The organism is Acinetobacter sp. TUM15071 (assembly GCF_008980925.1).
Taxonomy (GTDB): Bacteria; Pseudomonadota; Gammaproteobacteria; order Pseudomonadales; family Moraxellaceae; genus Acinetobacter; species Acinetobacter dispersus.
In genome coordinates this window covers 1-16,868 of record NZ_BKGB01000005.1, presented here as the reverse complement: position 1 = coordinate 16,868, position 16,868 = coordinate 1, and the positions used below count along the sequence as shown (strand labels likewise).

Below are 16,868 nucleotides of genomic sequence, written 5' to 3'. Positions count from 1 at the left end.
ATGTATTTCAATAAAATATCGTGAGATGGGATAAACCACAGCGAGGTGTGGCTATCTTTTACTGTCTTTTTGTTGAATCGGTGTGACCTCGGAGTCCTCTAGTCCATCGGCATCAAAATCGTCATCATTCGGTGGATATAATATCGCGGCGAGATTGACATTGCCCCAAACGATGAGTTCCGCAGGGCGAACGCGTGCGCGATTAACATGTACTTTACTCAACGTTTCGATAATGCTGGCTTTTTTGCCTAACCAGCGATTTAAATCAAGATAAAGTAGGTCATCTTGAACTTTGACGACTTCAAAATGTTCTAAGATTTTGCCGAGCGGGTCTTCTTCACGAAATTTCTGGTAATACCAGATCGCAACATAAAAGCCCCATTTCTGAAAAATGTTTTTGAATTTGGCTTCAATCACTTGGGTATTGCTGATTTGTTCAAATACCATAAGCTGTACGTCTTGATTCATTTCCATTTGAATCAGTTTTAAATCAACAGATAAAGTGGTATGTAAACCTTTAACATCTAAAGTTGTATATAAGCGTAACCAACCATCATAAAGGTCGGCATGCAGGTCTTGCATGATGCCAACGTTCTCAGTGACGTAACGTTCCATGGTCGCATTCACAAAGACTTGTGAAAGTGAAAACTCTCTTTCTTCTTCGATGAATTCTTCGGCTTTTTGGTAAACTTTACGTAGACGTTTAACAACGGATGAAATTAGCGTTTGCATAAAAGTTGTTCCAGAAAGTGAATTGATGGGTTATGCAATGCCACGATCTTTGTATTAACTAAAAAAATAAAAATAAATTTCTGACTTGCAGTGTAGCAAAATTAATTGCTACATTTTCATAAAATGATGGTATGGAAACACTGTAACTATAAGTGGATCACATTTTTGTAAAATTTTGAATATTGGTTTGGTTTTTATACGGTTATACCGTTGGGGAAGGGGCATTTTTGTCACTTAAATACCATGTGGAATAAAATTAATTTTCGTTCAGAACTGTCTCCTTATTGGTGGCAAGATCCAATTTTTGTTGGGGCAGTGGCTTTGGCGATGCTTTTGCATGGCGCGGTGTTGGCTATTCAATTTGCAATGCCATCACCATCTGACACTTCGACTAAAGAAATTGCGGTGACAGTTCGTCCGAGTCAGGAAAAAGTCAAAGATGCGGACTTCTTGGCACAAGCTGATCAACAAGGTTCTGGTGATTTCCGCGAAGCACATCGTATGTCAAGTGATATGCCATCACCGATGCAGGCGGATGCGACAACAGGTGAAAAAGAGCTAGAAAGTCTGGAAAAAGTTCAGCAAAAACGTGAACTAAAATTTGAAGAAAAAGTTTTAATGACTGTTTTGAGTTGGCAAAAGCAAGCAGAGCAGAGCGAACGAAAAAAGACCTTGGATGATTTACAAAGCCAATTTCAAGCCAAAGCTGCAATGGTGGCAAGCTTGGAAGCACAATATCTGCAACGCCAACAAAACTTTAGCCGCAAACAACGCATTAAAACCGTTGATGGGATTCAGGCTAAACAAGATGCGTCTGCGACTTACTTAGATAAGTTTCGTCAAAAAGTTGAACTTTATGGCAACCGTTATTATCCAGATCAAGCAAAACAGCAGCATTTAGCGGGTGAAGTCCGTTTGATGGTGATTTTGAATGCCGAAGGTGGAATTCGAGCTATTCGTCTTATCGAAAGTTCTGGACATGCAATTTTGGATGAAGCCGCTAAGGCATCAGTACGCCGTGGTGCACCATTTGGACCTTTCGATGCCAAGATGAAAAAAGACATTTCTGAGTTACGTATCATTCGTACATGGCGTTTTGATCCTATCGATGCAGAGTTTGAAGTGCACTAATGAAAGCTGCACTTCTTATTCGAAAATAATGATGTATAAACTGAAAATTAAATATTGATAAAAATCATTTGATTATTTTTCACCAATCGCGAGCACTCTTTTAAGTTTAATTAAAACAAGCAACTAAATTTATCTATTAGAACTTGAATTGATAATAAAAACAATTATCATTTGCAATGTGTTTTAGGTTAATTCTCCTTTTGAAAATGAATGCATCCTTCTTAAAATTTATCGGGGGAATGAGATGCATGTTTTCAAGACCGCTCCCTTGCAATAAGGACATATTTCATGCATCAACATCCAACTTTAAATGTATTTAAAGCGCATCCGCTTGTATTGGCGATGGCTGCCATACTATTACCTTCATTGGCTTTTGCAGAAGGCGATAACAGTACTGAAAATGCCAAACTACCTACAATTACCGTTAAAGCAGATGAGTTAGAAAAAGAGAAAACAGCATATACCGTTAAAAAAACAACCACGGCTGTACCGCTAGGGTTATCTGTGAAGGAGACTCCGCAATCAGTTTCTATTATTACAGAGCAGAGAATAAAAGATCAGGGGCTTACTAGCCTAGTCGACGTTGCTGAAAATGTAACTGGAATTAATGCGCAACGTTATGAAACCAATCGTAATAGTTTGCATGCGCGAGGTTTTCAAATTGATAATTATCAAATAGACGGCGTCCCTACACGCTATGAGCAACCTTGGAGTTCAGGTGAGACTGCAACAAGTGCTGTTTTATTTGATCGTATTGAAGTGGTACGTGGGGCAACTGGTTTAATGACAGGGCCTGGGAATCCTTCTGCTGCGATCAATATGATTCGTAAGCGAGCTACTAGTACAGTGCCTACAGGCAATTTGGAGGTCAGCGGTGGTAGTTGGAATAATTACCGTGTTACGGGAGATATTTCTAATAGTCTGAATGAATCTGGCTCATTACGAGGCCGTGCGGTTGCTCAATATGAACAAGGTGATAGTTATATTGATTTGTTAAATAAACAAGCCTTGACTGCCTTGATTACTGGGGAAGCTGATCTGACTGAGAATACGCTATTATCAGCAGGTGTTAGCTATCAAGAAAACAAAGGCGATAGTCCAATGTGGGGTGGTTTACCTGTTTGGTATAGCGATGGCAGTCGTGCTAAATGGGACCGTAGTAAAACAACAAGTACAAATTGGGCGCGGTGGGATAGTGACTACACTAATCTATTTGCAGATATAACCCACCGTTTTAATCAAAATTGGAATGCGAAACTATCTTATAGCCGAGGTGATCGTAATGGCGACTCGAAACTATTGTATCTGTCTGGAAGTCCAGATAAGAATACAGGGCTAGGTTTGGGGGCATTTGCTGGTTCTTATATTACGAATACTCAGCAAGATGATATTGGTTTACAAGTGAACGGAAAGTTCGAATTATTAGGTCAACAGCATGAACTGACCTTGGGGTATATTCACTCTACACAAGACTTTAAATCGGATAGTCGAAATGCAAACTACGCAACACAGCCTGCGATAAATTTTAATAACTGGAATGGTTCATATCCAGCTCCTAAGTGGAGTGATGCAAGTTTCTATGAGAAAAGTAAGACCAAACAAGATGCGGTTTATTTTGCAACGCGGTGGACAATATTAGAACCCTTAAAGCTGATTTTAGGTGGTCGTTTAACAGATTTTCAAAAAACTGGAAATGGGCTCTGGACGCCAGCCTATGACATTAAACATAACAATGAATTTACGCCTTATGCTGGTGTTATATATGATTTCAATGATGCGATTTCTGCATATGCAAGTTATACCAGTATCTTCCAACCACAGTCTGAACAAGATATTAATGGCAAAGTACTTAACCCAATTGAGGGCAAGAGTACTGAAATCGGTTTGAAATCAGGTTGGTTTGATGGGCGCTTAAATGGGACATTGGCTCTATTTAAAATTGAACAAGATAATTTAGCTCAACAAGCTGGGGTTCATGAGAATAAAGATATTTACTATCGCGCTGCAAAAGGAACTGAGAGTAAAGGATTCGAATTAGAGCTTAGTGGTGAGATTTTACCAGACTGGAAATTAACAGCTGGTTATAGCCAGTTTAAGGCAACTGATATTAATGGTGATGACATTAATTCTGAGTTACCTCGTAAAATGATACAGACTTTTACGACGTATCAATTACCAGGTAAATTTAGCGCGCTTACAGTTGGTGGTGGCGTAAATTGGCAAAGCAGCACTTATGTGAAAGCAGTAAATCCGCTAAAAGTGACTGAAAAAGTTGAGCAAAGCTCATATGCATTAGTGAATTTAATGGCTCGTTATCAATTAAGCAAAGACTTCTCTGCTCAACTCAATATCAATAATTTATTTGATAAAGAGTACTATGGAATTTTCCCTGCATATGGTCAAACAACATGGGGAACGCCACGGAATGCAACTTTAGCTTTACGCTACCAATTCTAATTATTTCGAAAATCAAAAAACGGCTGAATTCAGCCGTTTTTTGATTGAACTTGTGGATAAGTCAAAGATTATTCACAGGCCATTTTGACTCGAATAAGCACGTTCAACTTTGCAGATTTCCACACTAAAATCTTGATACCATTTTTCTTTGCCTAAACGCTGAGCAACCAGATGTTCTGCATCGCGTTGCCACTGCTTGATATCTTCAAGGCTGTTCCAGTAAGACAGCGCTATTTCAAAACCATTTTCACTACAAGCTTCAAATTTGACACAATTAAATTGACTCAAGGCTTTATTTCTCAGCTTTTGTGCCATTTCTGAGTAAGTTGCGTCAAGTTGTTTGATCGTGGCTTTAAAAATAACGATATACATAGGACCTTGGATTAGCTTTCATCGGCTTGGTAAGGATTGGCGATACCCAATTTTTTCAGAATCTCAATTTCTAAAGCTTCCATTTCTTCAGCTTCAGTTTCACTGGTTTCATGGTCAAAGCCAAGCAAATGTAGAACACCGTGAACCAGTAAATGAGTGAAATGATCGCTTGGTGTTTTTTGTTGTTCTGCAGCTTCTTGTAAAACGACAGGAATACAAATCACCAAATCCCCAAGAGGCTCTGCATCGAGTAAGCTCAGCATTTCCTCAGGAATATCACTTGGAAAAGAAAGCACATTGGTCGGTTTGTCTTTTTCACGATATTGCAGGTTGAGTTCATGGCTTTCTGCGATGTCGACACAGGCAATCCCGATTTCACAATTGACATCAAAACCGACATGGCGCAGTGCAGTTTCGATATTTTTTTTGATTTGACCACGTTTCAGTGGCAATTCCGCAGCTTGAAAGTCTTGTTGAAGACTTAAATTGATTTTCAAAGTAGATCCTTAAAATCGTCCCCCTGAGATGTGACTAAAGTATCGCAACAAAGGGGGAGTGAAGGGGTTTTCTAAAAGTGTTGTGCATCCGCCGCAGAGTCATTCTCTGCAACAAGTGCTTCTTGTCGAGCTTTGCGTTCAGCACGGGCTTCAGCAGACAGGCGTTGCTGTTCACTGTCCCAACCTTCGTAAGCTTCAACAATTTTTTGTACCAGTTGGTGACGGACGACATCGCGAGAATGGAAACGTGTGATATGAATTTCATGTACGTTTTCAATGACACGTAAGGCATGCGCCAAACCCGATTGTTGTCCGCGAGGTAAGTCAACCTGTGTGACGTCACCTGTAATGACGGCACGTGAACCAAAGCCTAAACGGGTGAGGAACATTTTCATCTGTTCAGGTGTGGTATTTTGCGCTTCGTCTAAAATCACAAAGGAATGATTGAGTGTTCGTCCACGCATATAGGCAAGCGGAGCGACTTCAATCACTTGGCGTTCGATGAGTTTGGCTACTTTTTCAAAGCCAAGCATTTCATACAATGCATCATAAAGTGGGCGTAAATAAGGATCGATTTTTTGGGTGAGATCACCTGGCAAGAAACCGAGTTTTTCACCAGCTTCAACTGCTGGGCGAACCAGTAAAATACGTTGAATTTCGTTACGTTCCAGCATATCCACCGCTGCTGCAACCGCGAGATAGGTTTTACCTGTCCCTGCTGGACCAACACCGAATGAAATATCGCTTTGTAAAATGCGTTGTACATAACGCTTTTGATTGGCACCACGTGGGTTGATTCGCCCTTTGCGGGTCTGCAACCAAACATTGTCTAAGCCCGTATGTTCTTGATCTGAATCATCCATCAGTTCACAGTCTGTCTGTGAACCTTGGATCATCAAATGTATTGCATCGGCACTAATTTGTGAGGAAATTTCTGATTCTTGATAGAGCCGTTGCAATAGTGCTTCGGCTCTTTCGACCGCTTCTATGTCACCATCTAGATAAAAGGCATCGCCACGGTGAGTAATTTTGACATCTAAACGTTGTTCGATTTGTTTTAAATGCCCGTTATACGCACCGAGCATGCTTTTTAAACGTTCCATTGAAATCTCAGGGAACGTTACTGTACGTCGAATCGCTGCAGTCAAGAGAAACCCTTTTGTTGCTTTATAAGAATACCCTTACATTACGCCACGTCAGGTTCAAGATTCAAGAGTTCGCCATAAACTAAATTTAAAGTTTTAATTTCAGTGATCTCAATCTCTGCAAAACGTCCAATCCACGTAGCATCACCGATAAAAGTAACTAAACGTGTATTGTCAGCTGTACCGATTAAAACATTTGGATCTTTATCAGAAACTTTCTCAATCAGAACACGCTCAATTTTGCCAAGCATTGCATCCGTCTTATCAATACTAGAGCGTTTAATCACTTCTTGTACTTGAGCCAAACGATCTTTTTTCACCTGCTCAGGAGTACTGTCGGGTAGGTCAGAGGCTGGTGTACCAGGACGTTTTGAGTAAACGAAGCTATAAGAATGATCGAAATCTAGATCTTTAATGAATTGTAAGGTTTCCGCAAAATGTTCATCCGTCTCTCCAGGGAAACCGATGATGAAATCGCTGGATAAATGCATATCTGGGCGGACTTTACGTAACTTGGCAATTTTATCGATGTAGACATCAATGGTGTGGTTACGTTTCATGGCTTGCAATACATCGTTTGAACCACTTTGTACTGGTAGATGTAAATGCGAAACCATTTGTGGTAAATCACGGTAGCATTGAATTAAATCTTCAGAGAATTCAAGCGGGTGAGAAGTGGTATAGCGTAGACGGCCAATACCAGGGATTTCTGCGACTAAACGGAGTAACTCAGGGAAGGTACAAATTTCACCTTCGAAAGTTTCACCGCGATAACCATTCACATTTTGACCGAGCAAACTGATTTCACGCACGCCTTTTTCAGCCAAGCCAGCAATTTCAGCTAACACATCATCTAACGGGCGAGAGACTTCTTCACCACGGGTATAGGGAACCACACAGAATGAACAGTATTTAGAGCAACCTTCCATAATTGAAACGAATGCTTTAAAGCCTTCTACGCGTGGTTCAGGCAGAAAGTCGAACTTTTCGATATCTGGGAAAGAAATATCAACTAGTTTGATTTTTTCTTTCTTCGGTTTTTCCACTTGCTCATTATGCTGATCTAACATTTGTGGCAAACGGTGCAAGGTTTGCGGACCAAATACCATATCGACATAAGGTGCACGTTTTTGAATGTTGTCACCTTCTTGAGAGGCAACACAACCACCGACACCAATCACTAGATCAGGATTTTTTTCTTTAAGTTTGCGCCAGCGGCCTAAACCACTGAATACCTTCTCTTGCGCTTTTTCACGAATTGAGCAGGTATTCATGAGCAGGATATCTGCTTCATTTGGATTGTCAGTGAGCACATAGCCATGTGAATCACCTAACAAATCTGCCATACGATGACTGTCATACTCATTCATCTGACACCCTTGAGTTTCAATAAACAATTTCTTGATCGAAACATCAGCGGTGTGCATTGGCTGGGTAACAGTGTTTTCTGAAGCAGCTTTTACAGCACTGGGAATGAATGTTTGAACCGTCATGCAGGCTCCTAAACAAGGTGGATTTAAATAAACGGCGGATTATAGCAGTATTTTAGACTGAACGCAGAGAATAAAAAACTGACAAAAATGGACAGTTTGTGAATAAAATTGTGTGAATTTTAATGAATATGAATCAGTAATTTACATAACACAACAATAGTAGAAGGCTAGACTTATTACACTATAATGGCTGGGCGAAATTGGGCATATATATTGATGAAGATGAAAAAGCAGCGTGATTTTAGAACAACCGAAAGTCATAAATTGAATAACAAGAACAGCCTCCATTGTTTTATTGCAATGGGTGGTATGATTGCTTGCTCATCTGTCTATGCATTAGATGAACAATTTAATGATGCGTTGCGTGCTGCCAATGCCAGCAATACTGCTTTGCTTGATCAATACCAATTTGAAATGCAAAATGATGCGCTCGGTTATTATCCAGAGTATTGGAAGCTTAATACCAATTTAGGTTTTCAACCCGCATCTTCAATTATTAGTTTTGCACAACGCTACCCACAATCAGCAATGGCAGAAAAATTATCTGCCGATTATGTTGAAGAAAAAGTAAAACTGGGTAGCTTCGCCGATGCAAAACCCGTCCTTAGTTATGTCACCAATCCCGATCAAGAAGAAAGTTGTGCTGTGGCGCAAGTACGAGCAAAAACTGGAGATAGTCTAGTTTTTGCAGAGTATAAGGATATTTGGTTAACCACTAATTCTCAGCCTGAGTCATGTAATGGCTTGGGACGTTTGATGTTGTCTAGTCCGCTTATGACGACTCAGGATCGCCAGCAAAGATTATGGGGGCAGCTCCGTGCAGGGCAGTCTGGCCCAGCAATTGCGACAGCTCAAACGATGGGGTTGAACCTTTCTTTAGCGCAGTTTAATCAAATTCAAGCCAATCCATTGGGCTATCTGTGGAGTGCACCGAAGTCCAATGATGCAGATTATGCCTATTTGATTTTTGCTTTAGGTCGTGTTGCAGATAGTGATTTAACCAATGCTTTGGGTAATGTGCAACGTGTTGTTCAGGATGTGCCTCAACCTGTACAGAAATACCTATACCGCACCATTGGTTATGTCGGCGGTACCACCGTGATGAAGAACGGTTTTAACCGTGAAGTGCTCAATGCTTTCGATCAAAGTTATGGTTATCCATTTAGTCCAGAAGAAGCTGAAATTTATGCCCGTCAGGCAATTCGTTTTGGGGCTTGGGAAAGTCTGATCCGCTCCATTGATGCGATGTCGGTGACCCAAAAACAGGAAGATCGCTGGCAATACTGGTTAGCGCGTGCATCTGAGCAACGTTCGGATGGTGGTTCCAAGCAAGCCGCTCAACAGATCTATCGTAAATTGGCGCAAGGTGGGGATGATTACCATAATTTACTAGCAAAAGATCGTATCGGCGAACGCTATAACCATCAGCCTTATAATGAACAACCGAGTGCTCAAGATACGCAGCGTCTGAATCAAAATATTCATTTTAGACGTGCCTTTGCATTAAGAGATGTGAATGCACCTGCTAATTATACCAATCGTGAATGGAACTGGGCGGTTCGCCAAGCGTATTTACAGCATGATGATGGTCTACTTTTAGCAGCGGCAAAACGAGCACATGATGTGGGTTGGTATGACCGTGCAATTTATGCGGCTGATCGTACTACATCACGCCATAATGATACTTATCGCTATGCAACACCACATCGTAGCAATGTCACCAGTCATAGTTACAATGCTGGTATTGATCCTGCTTGGGCGTATGGTTTAATGCGCCAAGAAAGTCGTTTTGTGACTTCAGCACGTTCACATGTTGGGGCGGGTGGTTTGATGCAGATCATGCCAAACACGGCAAAACTGATTGCACGACAAATGGGTGAAACCTATAACCCTGCGGCATTAAGTGAAATGAATACCAATATTCGTTACGGAACTTATTACCTTTCAATGATCCAGAGTCAATTGAGTGGTAGTTCTGTATTGGCAACTGCAGGTTATAACGCAGGTCCGAATCGTGCACGCCGTTGGCAGCCTGATGTTCAGACTATGGCAGCAGACCAATACACTGAAACCATTCCATTATTGGAAACACGTGACTATGTAAAACATGTCATGACCAATGCCACGCATTATGGTGTGGTATTAGGGCAAGGGGCGCAATCGCTAGAAAAGCGAATGAGCACGATTCCTGTACGCAGTGGGCCTTAAGACACACCAAGATGTTTAAGTGAAACAATGAAGTTTTTGCATTTGATGAAACCCGTCCAATTACTTAAAGGGCAGTTGATGAGATCTCTACAGGTGTTGATCTGTTATACGGTCTTGTCTCTTGCTGTACCCGTATATGCTGCAAGTGATCAAGATGTGGCGGGATATGTCATGCATGTACAAATGACGCCAGCAGCGTGTGCCTTTGACTCATCACGACAAAAACAACGTAAATGTCTGGAAGGTTATTCTCTTACGATTGCAAGTTTATTGCCTGAAGTGCCTTTAAATCGGGATTGTTCAACAAAAACCTCTGCCAAACTCTCACCATTACAAGCCAAAGTGGTGGCGCGGGTCATGCCAGATGAAAATGCGCGAGTGCAACTGTGGCAGGATGTGGGCGGATGTATGCCAATGAATGCCAGTCAATATTTTAGAACAGTAATTAATTTTGCTGAGCGCTTGAAAATACCAGCTGATTTGACCAGCCCAAATACGATTGAAGTCCAAAAAGAAAATTTAAGACAGCAATTTACCAAACTCAATCCATCTCTACCGCCAAATGGAATTCGCTTTACTTGCCAGTCATCAAGATTTGATACAGTTTTAACCGAGATTCGCGTGTGCTATCAGAAAAATGGTCAATATAAACAATGTGCAAGCCATATTGTGACGGGTTGCCCAAGTGAGTTTACAATTAAAGGAAGTTATTAGGGATTTACCTAGTTTGATTTGTATTTTCTATTAGACTTTTGTTGAAATTCATTCTCTTTTACATGCATCTGTATTCGCTTTAGAGTACAATCTTTGCCGTTTATGATAATTCGATTGAATAATAATAGCGTTCAATCGTGCAAACGCATCTCATTGGAGAATATCACATGAAGCAACCCGTTCGTGTAGCCGTTACAGGCGCTGCTGGTCAAATTGGTTATAGCTTATTATTCCGTATCGCAAGCGGTGAAATGCTCGGTAAAGATCAACCAGTAATTTTACAATTGCTTGAAGTTCCTTTTGAGAAAGCTCAACAAGCGCTTAAAGGCGTGATGATGGAACTTGACGACTGTGCTTTCCCATTATTGGCAGGTATGATCGGGACTGATGATCCTAAGGTTGCATTTAAAGATGCTGACTATGCATTGTTGGTAGGTTCACGCCCACGTGGTCCTGGTATGGAACGTGCTGACTTGTTGAAAGTCAACGGTGAAATTTTCATTGGTCAAGGTCAAGCACTCAACGAAGTTGCTAGCCGTGATGTTAAAGTATTGGTTGTAGGTAACCCTGCAAACACCAATGCATATATCGCAATGAAATCTGCTCCAGATCTTCCAGCGAAAAACTTCACAGCAATGTTACGTCTTGACCACAACCGTGCGTTAACTCAAATTGCTCAAAAAGCGGGTGTTGCAGTTTCTGATATCGAGAAATTAACTGTTTGGGGTAACCACTCTCCAACAATGTATGCTGACTACCGTTTTGCAACTGCAAATGGCGAAAGCTTAAAAGACAAAATCAACGATGCTGAATGGAACAAAGATACGTTCCTTCCAACTGTTGGTAAACGTGGTGCTGCGATCATCGAAGCGCGTGGTTTGTCTTCAGCTGCTTCAGCTGCGAATGCTGCAATCGACCATATGCGTGACTGGGCGTTGGGTACAAACGGCAAATGGGTAACTATGGGTATCCCATCTGACGGTTCTTATGGTATTCCAGAAGGCGTAATGTACGGTGTGCCAGTAACTTGTGAAAATGGCGAATACACACGTGTTGAAGGTCTTGAAATTGATGAGTTCAGCCGTGAGCGCATGAACATCACGCTTCAAGAACTTGAAGACGAACGTGCAGCGATTGCTGACATGTTAAAATAATTTATCTTTTTGATAAATTGGAAGCACTCTCCCTGAGAGTGCTTTTTTATGGGAGCAGGAACAAAAAACAACAAGAAAATATAGACATACATCTGCATGATAATGGGATTTACTGTTAAATTATTTTTATAAGAGACATGATTTGGAGAATAACAATGTTTGAACAGCAACCGACACTGGAACTTTTATTTGAGCAACTCGGGCTTGAGGCTGATGATGCTGCAATTGAAAATTTTGTGAAAGCCCATCAGCTACCTGCCGATCAAAAATTACATGAAGCAGAATTTTGGAGTGCAGGGCAGCGTGATTTTTTAAAAAGTCATTGGGATAAAGATGATGAATGGGCCATTGTGATTGATGAGTTGAATCAACAACTACATGTAGATAGCACAAGATAGTCAAATAAAAAATAAAGCTCACATCAGTGAGCTTTATTTTTTATAAGGGCTGCAAACCAGTCTTCTTGACGTGCTTGATTCAAAGCAGGATGTAGTTGTAATAACTCTAAATCATGATCCAAGCAAGATATGTATTTCGTTAGCCAATGCCGTGTTAATGCTAGTTCTTGCTTAGCAGCTGAAGCGTAAGCCAAGAAGAAATAAATATCTAAGTGTTCTGTATATGCTAAAGGTTTAAGAATTTGCTGTGTAATTAAAGCAAAACGCTGCTCTTTAGTGAGCTCAAAGTAAATCATATAGGCTTTGGCTAAACATAAAGACAAATTCAAATACAAGCTTAATGGCATTTCATCATATTCAACACGAGCTTGTTCAAGTAGTACGATTGCTTCTTGCAAGAAATGCAACTGTTCCTGTCGAATATGGCTCAATACGACCAATTGCAAACGGAGGTCAGCACGCTCTAAAGCAAGTTCGGGAGTATTGCTTTCTAAATAGAGTTGGTCTGTTTCACCAATTCGAGCAATCACTTGTTGAGTTTCATTCGACATTATTGATCCAAAATCGTCAGTTATGCGTGATATATAAGGCTGTTTTTCTAAATTTAAAGGTAGAAGGGTTGCTGATATTTCATAGATGTCAGCAGACCCTAACCATTCCAAATTGATCCACCACTGCGTAACCATGCTGTAATGGATAATCGCTGCTGTTTCGAAAGTAGTACTTCGTGTAAGACATCACTTTGAAAAATCGCGAGACGATTTGGTTGTGGTTGGATGATATGCCATTGACCAAGTTTATCCTGTAGTCGTAATTGTCCACCCCAATCTTCTTGCCAACTTTCATGTAAATAGAACACGGTCGACATCATACGATCATTTTTTTGCTGTGGGTTATCGCGGTGTAAGGCATAAAACTCGCCTGCGTTATAACAAGCGAAATGCGCTTCAACCTCTTTAATTCCTAAATAAAAAGCCTGATTTAACGCTTGAGATAAGTGTTCTAGGGTCTGTAAATGCTGTTGTGCAATTGGCAGTTGCCCATCAATCCATAGAATATGATCACTACGGATATGGCTGACTACACCATTCTGTATGCCGGCTGCTCTAAATTCCGCAAGATGCGAAGTACATTCATGTGCCAATGTCTGTACATAATCAAGTGAGTAAATATCATCAATCAAGGCAAAGCCAAATTCATTTAGATCATCCAGCACTTGATCCAGATTCCAAGACTGAAGATTTAATGCGGGTGGGAGAGTTGTTGCTTGCATAGCACTCCAGTGACTTAGGTTTGATTGCAGTATGATTTTAGATGATCACATCAACGCTAAAGAATACTTTTTTCTTTCATGTTAAACTACCCGCTGAATTGAGGAATAATTGTCAACATGAATTACCGTCACCATTTCCATGCGGGTAACTTTGCCGATGTTATGAAGCATGTACTTTTGCTTCAACTGCTCGCTCGTTTAAATGCTAAAGATAAACCTTATCGATATATCGATACCCATGGTGGTGCAGGTAAATATGATTTATCTACTTCTGAAGCGCAAAAATCAGGTGAATTCCTAACGGGCATCCATCGTTTGGTCAAGCTTGACGATTCGATTAAGCGTAATGCGCCTGAAGGTGTAAAACAATATCTTAAAATTGTTGAAGATATGCGTGCAGGTTCGGGTAAGGGTGCTTATCCAGGTTCACCTTGGTTTGCGCTTGAAGGCATGCGTGATATTGATAAAGCGACTATATTTGAAATGCAGCGTGATGTGTTTCAGCAATTGTATTTCAATATTCGTGATAAACGTGCGGGCTTGCATGAGCGTGATTTTTATGAAGGCCTGATGGGTGTCATTCCGCCTAAAGAAAAGCGCGGATTGGTCATGATTGACCCGCCTTACGAAATTGAGCGTAAAGATTTCCCGCAATTGGTTGAAATCCTCCAAGCTGCACATAAAAAATGGCCAACAGGTGTGTTTGCCGTTTGGTATCCGATTAAAGACCGCGCCATGATTGAACGTTTTGAAAAGAAAATGTTTAAAACAGGTATTCGCCGTCAGCTCATTTGTGAAATTTGTGTATGGCCAGATGACACACCAGTTGGATTGAATGGTTGTGGTTTGCTCGTGATTAATCCACCTTGGAAATTCTCTGAAGATGCGGATCAAGCATTACAATGGTTATTCCCACATTTACGCATGAGTGAAAATGGTGGACATGCTGCTGTGCGTTGGTTGGTGGGTGAATAACCCATCAATGTCAAAATATTCTCGAGGAATTGAAAATAATGACAAATTCTCTTAAACCTGATTCTGATTTGAACAAAGAAGATCATTCTTTTGACGGAATCACTTTTGAAGTAGAAGAAGAAGAACATACGCACGAAGGACAAAAAGTGAAACGCCGTGGTATTTATTTGTGGCCGAATTTAATTACAACAGCCGCACTTCTTTCTGGTTTTTATTCAATTATTGCCAGTATGAATGGAAACTTTAATCAAGCGATCTATGCCATTTTCTTGGCAGCATTGCTTGATGGTCTGGATGGGCGAGTTGCACGTGCCATTGGTGCACAAAGTGCATTTGGTGAGCAATACGATTCGCTTTCTGACTTGTTGGCTTTTGGTGTTGCACCAGCAATCTTAATGTATAGCTGGAGTTTGCATGATCTTGGGCGTATCGGTTTAGCCTGTTGCTTTATTTATACCGCTTGTGCTGCTTTCCGCTTAGCGCGTTTTAATGTGCAAATCGGTGTGGTGGATAAGCGCTACTTTATTGGTATCGCTAGCCCGCTTGCAGCAGTGACTGTTATTTCATTGGTATGGGTCGGTCGTGATTATCCATTTATCTTTGATCTAAAAGATATTGTCATTCAAGTCATTAACTCGGTGGTTATGGTTGCAGTTGGCTTGCTGATGATTTCAAACATCAAATACTATTCATTTAAACAAATGGATCGTAAGCGCGTACCTTTTGTCGTGATGTTGCCAGTGGTCTTGATTTTTGCTGCAATCACGTACAACATTCCTGTAGGGATACTCATTGTTTGTATCCTCTATGTACTTTCAGGATTTGTAACGACGTTGTTTGCCAAAAAGAATGATGCAAAAATAACAACTTAAAATACGGAGGTTCAGTATGCCAATATTGATGAATAACAATCAATTAAAGCAGCTGAACCTCAATAAGTCAGATGCTTTAACTTTTCATCCGCCCAAAGGTCTTTTTAAAATTGTTTATCAGGCGTTGATCCTGCCAAATTTGCCTGAACCTTTCCATTATTTAAATTTCATTAGCCTGATTGGCCAACCTCGTATCCCTATTTGTTATAACGCGAGTGCAATTGCTACAACGGCAATTGATACTGCGACAGTTTTGGTGAGTAGTAGTGCATCAACTGTCGGACATCTCAAAAGTTATAGTGCCAAAGAACAATGTCAATTAGAGCAAGATCGTTATCAGTTTTTAGATGTAGATCAAATCCAAGTTGATTTTCCAAATTACTATTTTAAGCGTGATGATGCAGAACTCAGTTGCCAACTCAAAGTGAATATTGGTACTGAAATAGAAAACCATTCAGCCTTGCAATGGGGCGTTGGGGATTATTGGTATGTCCGCTGTCAGTGCGAAGGCGAAATCATTTATAAAAAACAAAAATATCAGATCGAAGCGCAGGGTATCTTGAAACATGCCAGAGCAATCTATTTACCTTTTATCGCCTTCCATTTTTTTAGTTATCAAATTATTCAGGTCAGTGCAGACTTTCAGATCATTTTGTCTGAACTTAGAAATCAGTGGAATAACATTATTTTTTCTAGAATTGAAATTCAGTCGAATGAGCAACATTCCATACTTTATGATCATCAAGTGATTTTTGATGTCACCCGTGTTTATCCAAAAGTTCAGACACCCAATGGTCGAGAAATGTATTTGCCTCGAGAGTTTATTTGGCAATATCAAGAAAATGATGAGATTGTCTTCCAGTTACAGGCGCAAAGCAGAGGTGATTATAAATTTGGCTTGGCTGCGGGCTATGTAGGAAGTTTTAATTATCAATTATTGTGGAATAAACAGAGTTATGAGGGTTCTGGGTATTGTGAATACATCGACTGTCGACCTCTTCATTGGCAAGAAAAAAGTAAAACTGAACAAATAATGGACCAAATACCGCATTTTCAACCTTATTTGTGCAAAAAATAGTCGCTTGATTTAATAATTTAAGAATATTTGAAAAAGGGGGTTGTGTCTGGTCTGAAATGCTGTAGAATGCACATCCATCGGCGGTGATGCAGATAAAAACTTGTTGATAAACAAGGATTTGGCTTAATGGTTAAATTTTTGGGTTTGAGAATAAGTTTTGAAAATATCTAAATTACCTGTTGACTTTAAAGAGATTTAGAGTAATATAGCCGACCTAGCTTGATGGTGACGAATCATCGAGAAGATCATTAAGAGAATAGAAGAACAACTTGTGTGGATTTTTACTGATTGATCGATCGAAAATATTTCATTGATTGAATGGTAAGAATTTCTCGAAGTTTATTTGAGCGAATTTTTAGTCAGAAAATT

At 40.3% G+C, this 16,868-nt stretch carries 16 protein-coding genes; 9 read left to right on the top strand and 7 right to left on the bottom strand.

Translation table 11 applies throughout. The annotated features are described in order from the left end of the window. Positions 1-51: 51 nt before the first annotated feature. Complete coding sequence (locus tag GBI66_RS06010; RefSeq protein ID WP_151715491.1) at positions 52-732, bottom strand: hypothetical protein; 681 nt, start codon at positions 730-732, stop codon at positions 52-54. 243 nt (positions 733-975) lie between these two features. On the opposite strand from GBI66_RS06010, the gene GBI66_RS06005 reads away from it, so the two are divergent. Then, positions 976-1,863 carry an energy transducer TonB gene (locus GBI66_RS06005; RefSeq protein WP_151715490.1) on the top strand — a complete coding sequence of 296 codons (888 nt, stop codon included), beginning with the start codon at positions 976-978 and terminating at the stop codon, positions 1,861-1,863. A 288-nt stretch (positions 1,864-2,151) separates the two neighbouring features. Continuing rightward, positions 2,152-4,320: a ferric-rhodotorulic acid/ferric-coprogen receptor FhuE gene (gene fhuE, locus GBI66_RS06000; RefSeq protein ID WP_151715489.1), complete on the top strand. Its 2,169-nt coding sequence runs from the start codon at positions 2,152-2,154 to the stop codon at positions 4,318-4,320. Between the two features lie 72 nt (positions 4,321-4,392). Here the strand turns inward: fhuE and GBI66_RS05995 are convergent, their stop codons facing one another. From GBI66_RS05995 to miaB, 4 genes are all read right to left on the bottom strand, one after another. Continuing rightward, entirely contained in the window at positions 4,393-4,692 is a 300-nt protein-coding gene (locus tag GBI66_RS05995) for an antibiotic biosynthesis monooxygenase (protein ID WP_005192273.1), read from the bottom strand. An 11-nt stretch (positions 4,693-4,703) separates the two neighbouring features. Further along, entirely contained in the window at positions 4,704-5,189 is a 486-nt protein-coding gene (gene ybeY / locus GBI66_RS05990; protein WP_151715488.1) for an rRNA maturation RNase YbeY, read from the bottom strand. Positions 5,190-5,260: 71 nt separating this feature from the next. Then, entirely contained in the window at positions 5,261-6,337 is a 1,077-nt protein-coding gene (locus tag GBI66_RS05985; protein WP_151715487.1) for a PhoH family protein, read from the bottom strand. 38 nt (positions 6,338-6,375) lie between these two features. Continuing rightward, positions 6,376-7,827, bottom strand: a complete 1,452-nt coding sequence (gene miaB / locus GBI66_RS05980) for a tRNA (N6-isopentenyl adenosine(37)-C2)-methylthiotransferase MiaB (protein ID WP_151715486.1) — start codon at positions 7,825-7,827, stop codon at positions 6,376-6,378. A gap of 300 nt (positions 7,828-8,127) precedes the next feature. Here miaB and GBI66_RS05975 point away from each other — a divergent pair, with 300 nt between their 5' ends. From GBI66_RS05975 to GBI66_RS05960, 4 genes are all read left to right on the top strand, one after another. Beyond that, on the top strand, positions 8,128-10,035 hold the full coding sequence (locus tag GBI66_RS05975; RefSeq protein WP_171494274.1) for a lytic transglycosylase domain-containing protein: 1,908 nt from the start codon (positions 8,128-8,130) through the stop codon (positions 10,033-10,035). A 45-nt stretch (positions 10,036-10,080) separates the two neighbouring features. Continuing rightward, on the top strand, positions 10,081-10,749 hold the full coding sequence (locus GBI66_RS05970; protein WP_151715600.1) for a ribonuclease I: 669 nt from the start codon (positions 10,081-10,083) through the stop codon (positions 10,747-10,749). Positions 10,750-10,916: 167 nt separating this feature from the next. After that, entirely contained in the window at positions 10,917-11,903 is a 987-nt protein-coding gene (locus GBI66_RS05965; RefSeq protein WP_004668635.1) for a malate dehydrogenase, read from the top strand. Positions 11,904-12,058: 155 nt separating this feature from the next. After that, positions 12,059-12,301, top strand: coding sequence for a DUF2789 family protein (locus GBI66_RS05960; protein WP_005192283.1), 243 nt, complete (start codon positions 12,059-12,061; stop codon positions 12,299-12,301). Between the two features lie 23 nt (positions 12,302-12,324). Here the strand turns inward: GBI66_RS05960 and GBI66_RS05955 are convergent, their stop codons facing one another. Continuing rightward, on the bottom strand, positions 12,325-12,852 hold the full coding sequence (locus GBI66_RS05955; RefSeq protein ID WP_151715484.1) for a hypothetical protein: 528 nt from the start codon (positions 12,850-12,852) through the stop codon (positions 12,325-12,327). A 98-nt stretch (positions 12,853-12,950) separates the two neighbouring features. Further along, a complete protein-coding gene (locus tag GBI66_RS05950; RefSeq protein ID WP_151715483.1) occupies positions 12,951-13,574 on the bottom strand; it encodes a 2OG-Fe(II) oxygenase in 624 nt (207 codons plus the stop codon). A 117-nt stretch (positions 13,575-13,691) separates the two neighbouring features. Between GBI66_RS05950 and GBI66_RS05945 the strand changes: the two genes are divergently transcribed. From GBI66_RS05945 to GBI66_RS05935, 3 genes are read left to right on the top strand one after another with little or no spacing between them, the layout of a single operon-like run. Beyond that, on the top strand, positions 13,692-14,549 hold the full coding sequence (locus GBI66_RS05945) for a 23S rRNA (adenine(2030)-N(6))-methyltransferase RlmJ (protein WP_005192293.1): 858 nt from the start codon (positions 13,692-13,694) through the stop codon (positions 14,547-14,549). A gap of 38 nt (positions 14,550-14,587) precedes the next feature. Then, complete coding sequence (gene pssA, locus GBI66_RS05940) at positions 14,588-15,421, top strand: CDP-diacylglycerol--serine O-phosphatidyltransferase (RefSeq protein ID WP_005155209.1); 834 nt, start codon at positions 14,588-14,590, stop codon at positions 15,419-15,421. 16 nt (positions 15,422-15,437) lie between these two features. After that, on the top strand, positions 15,438-16,499 hold the full coding sequence (locus GBI66_RS05935) for a DUF6670 family protein (protein ID WP_151715482.1): 1,062 nt from the start codon (positions 15,438-15,440) through the stop codon (positions 16,497-16,499). Positions 16,500-16,868: the final 369 nt, after the last annotated feature.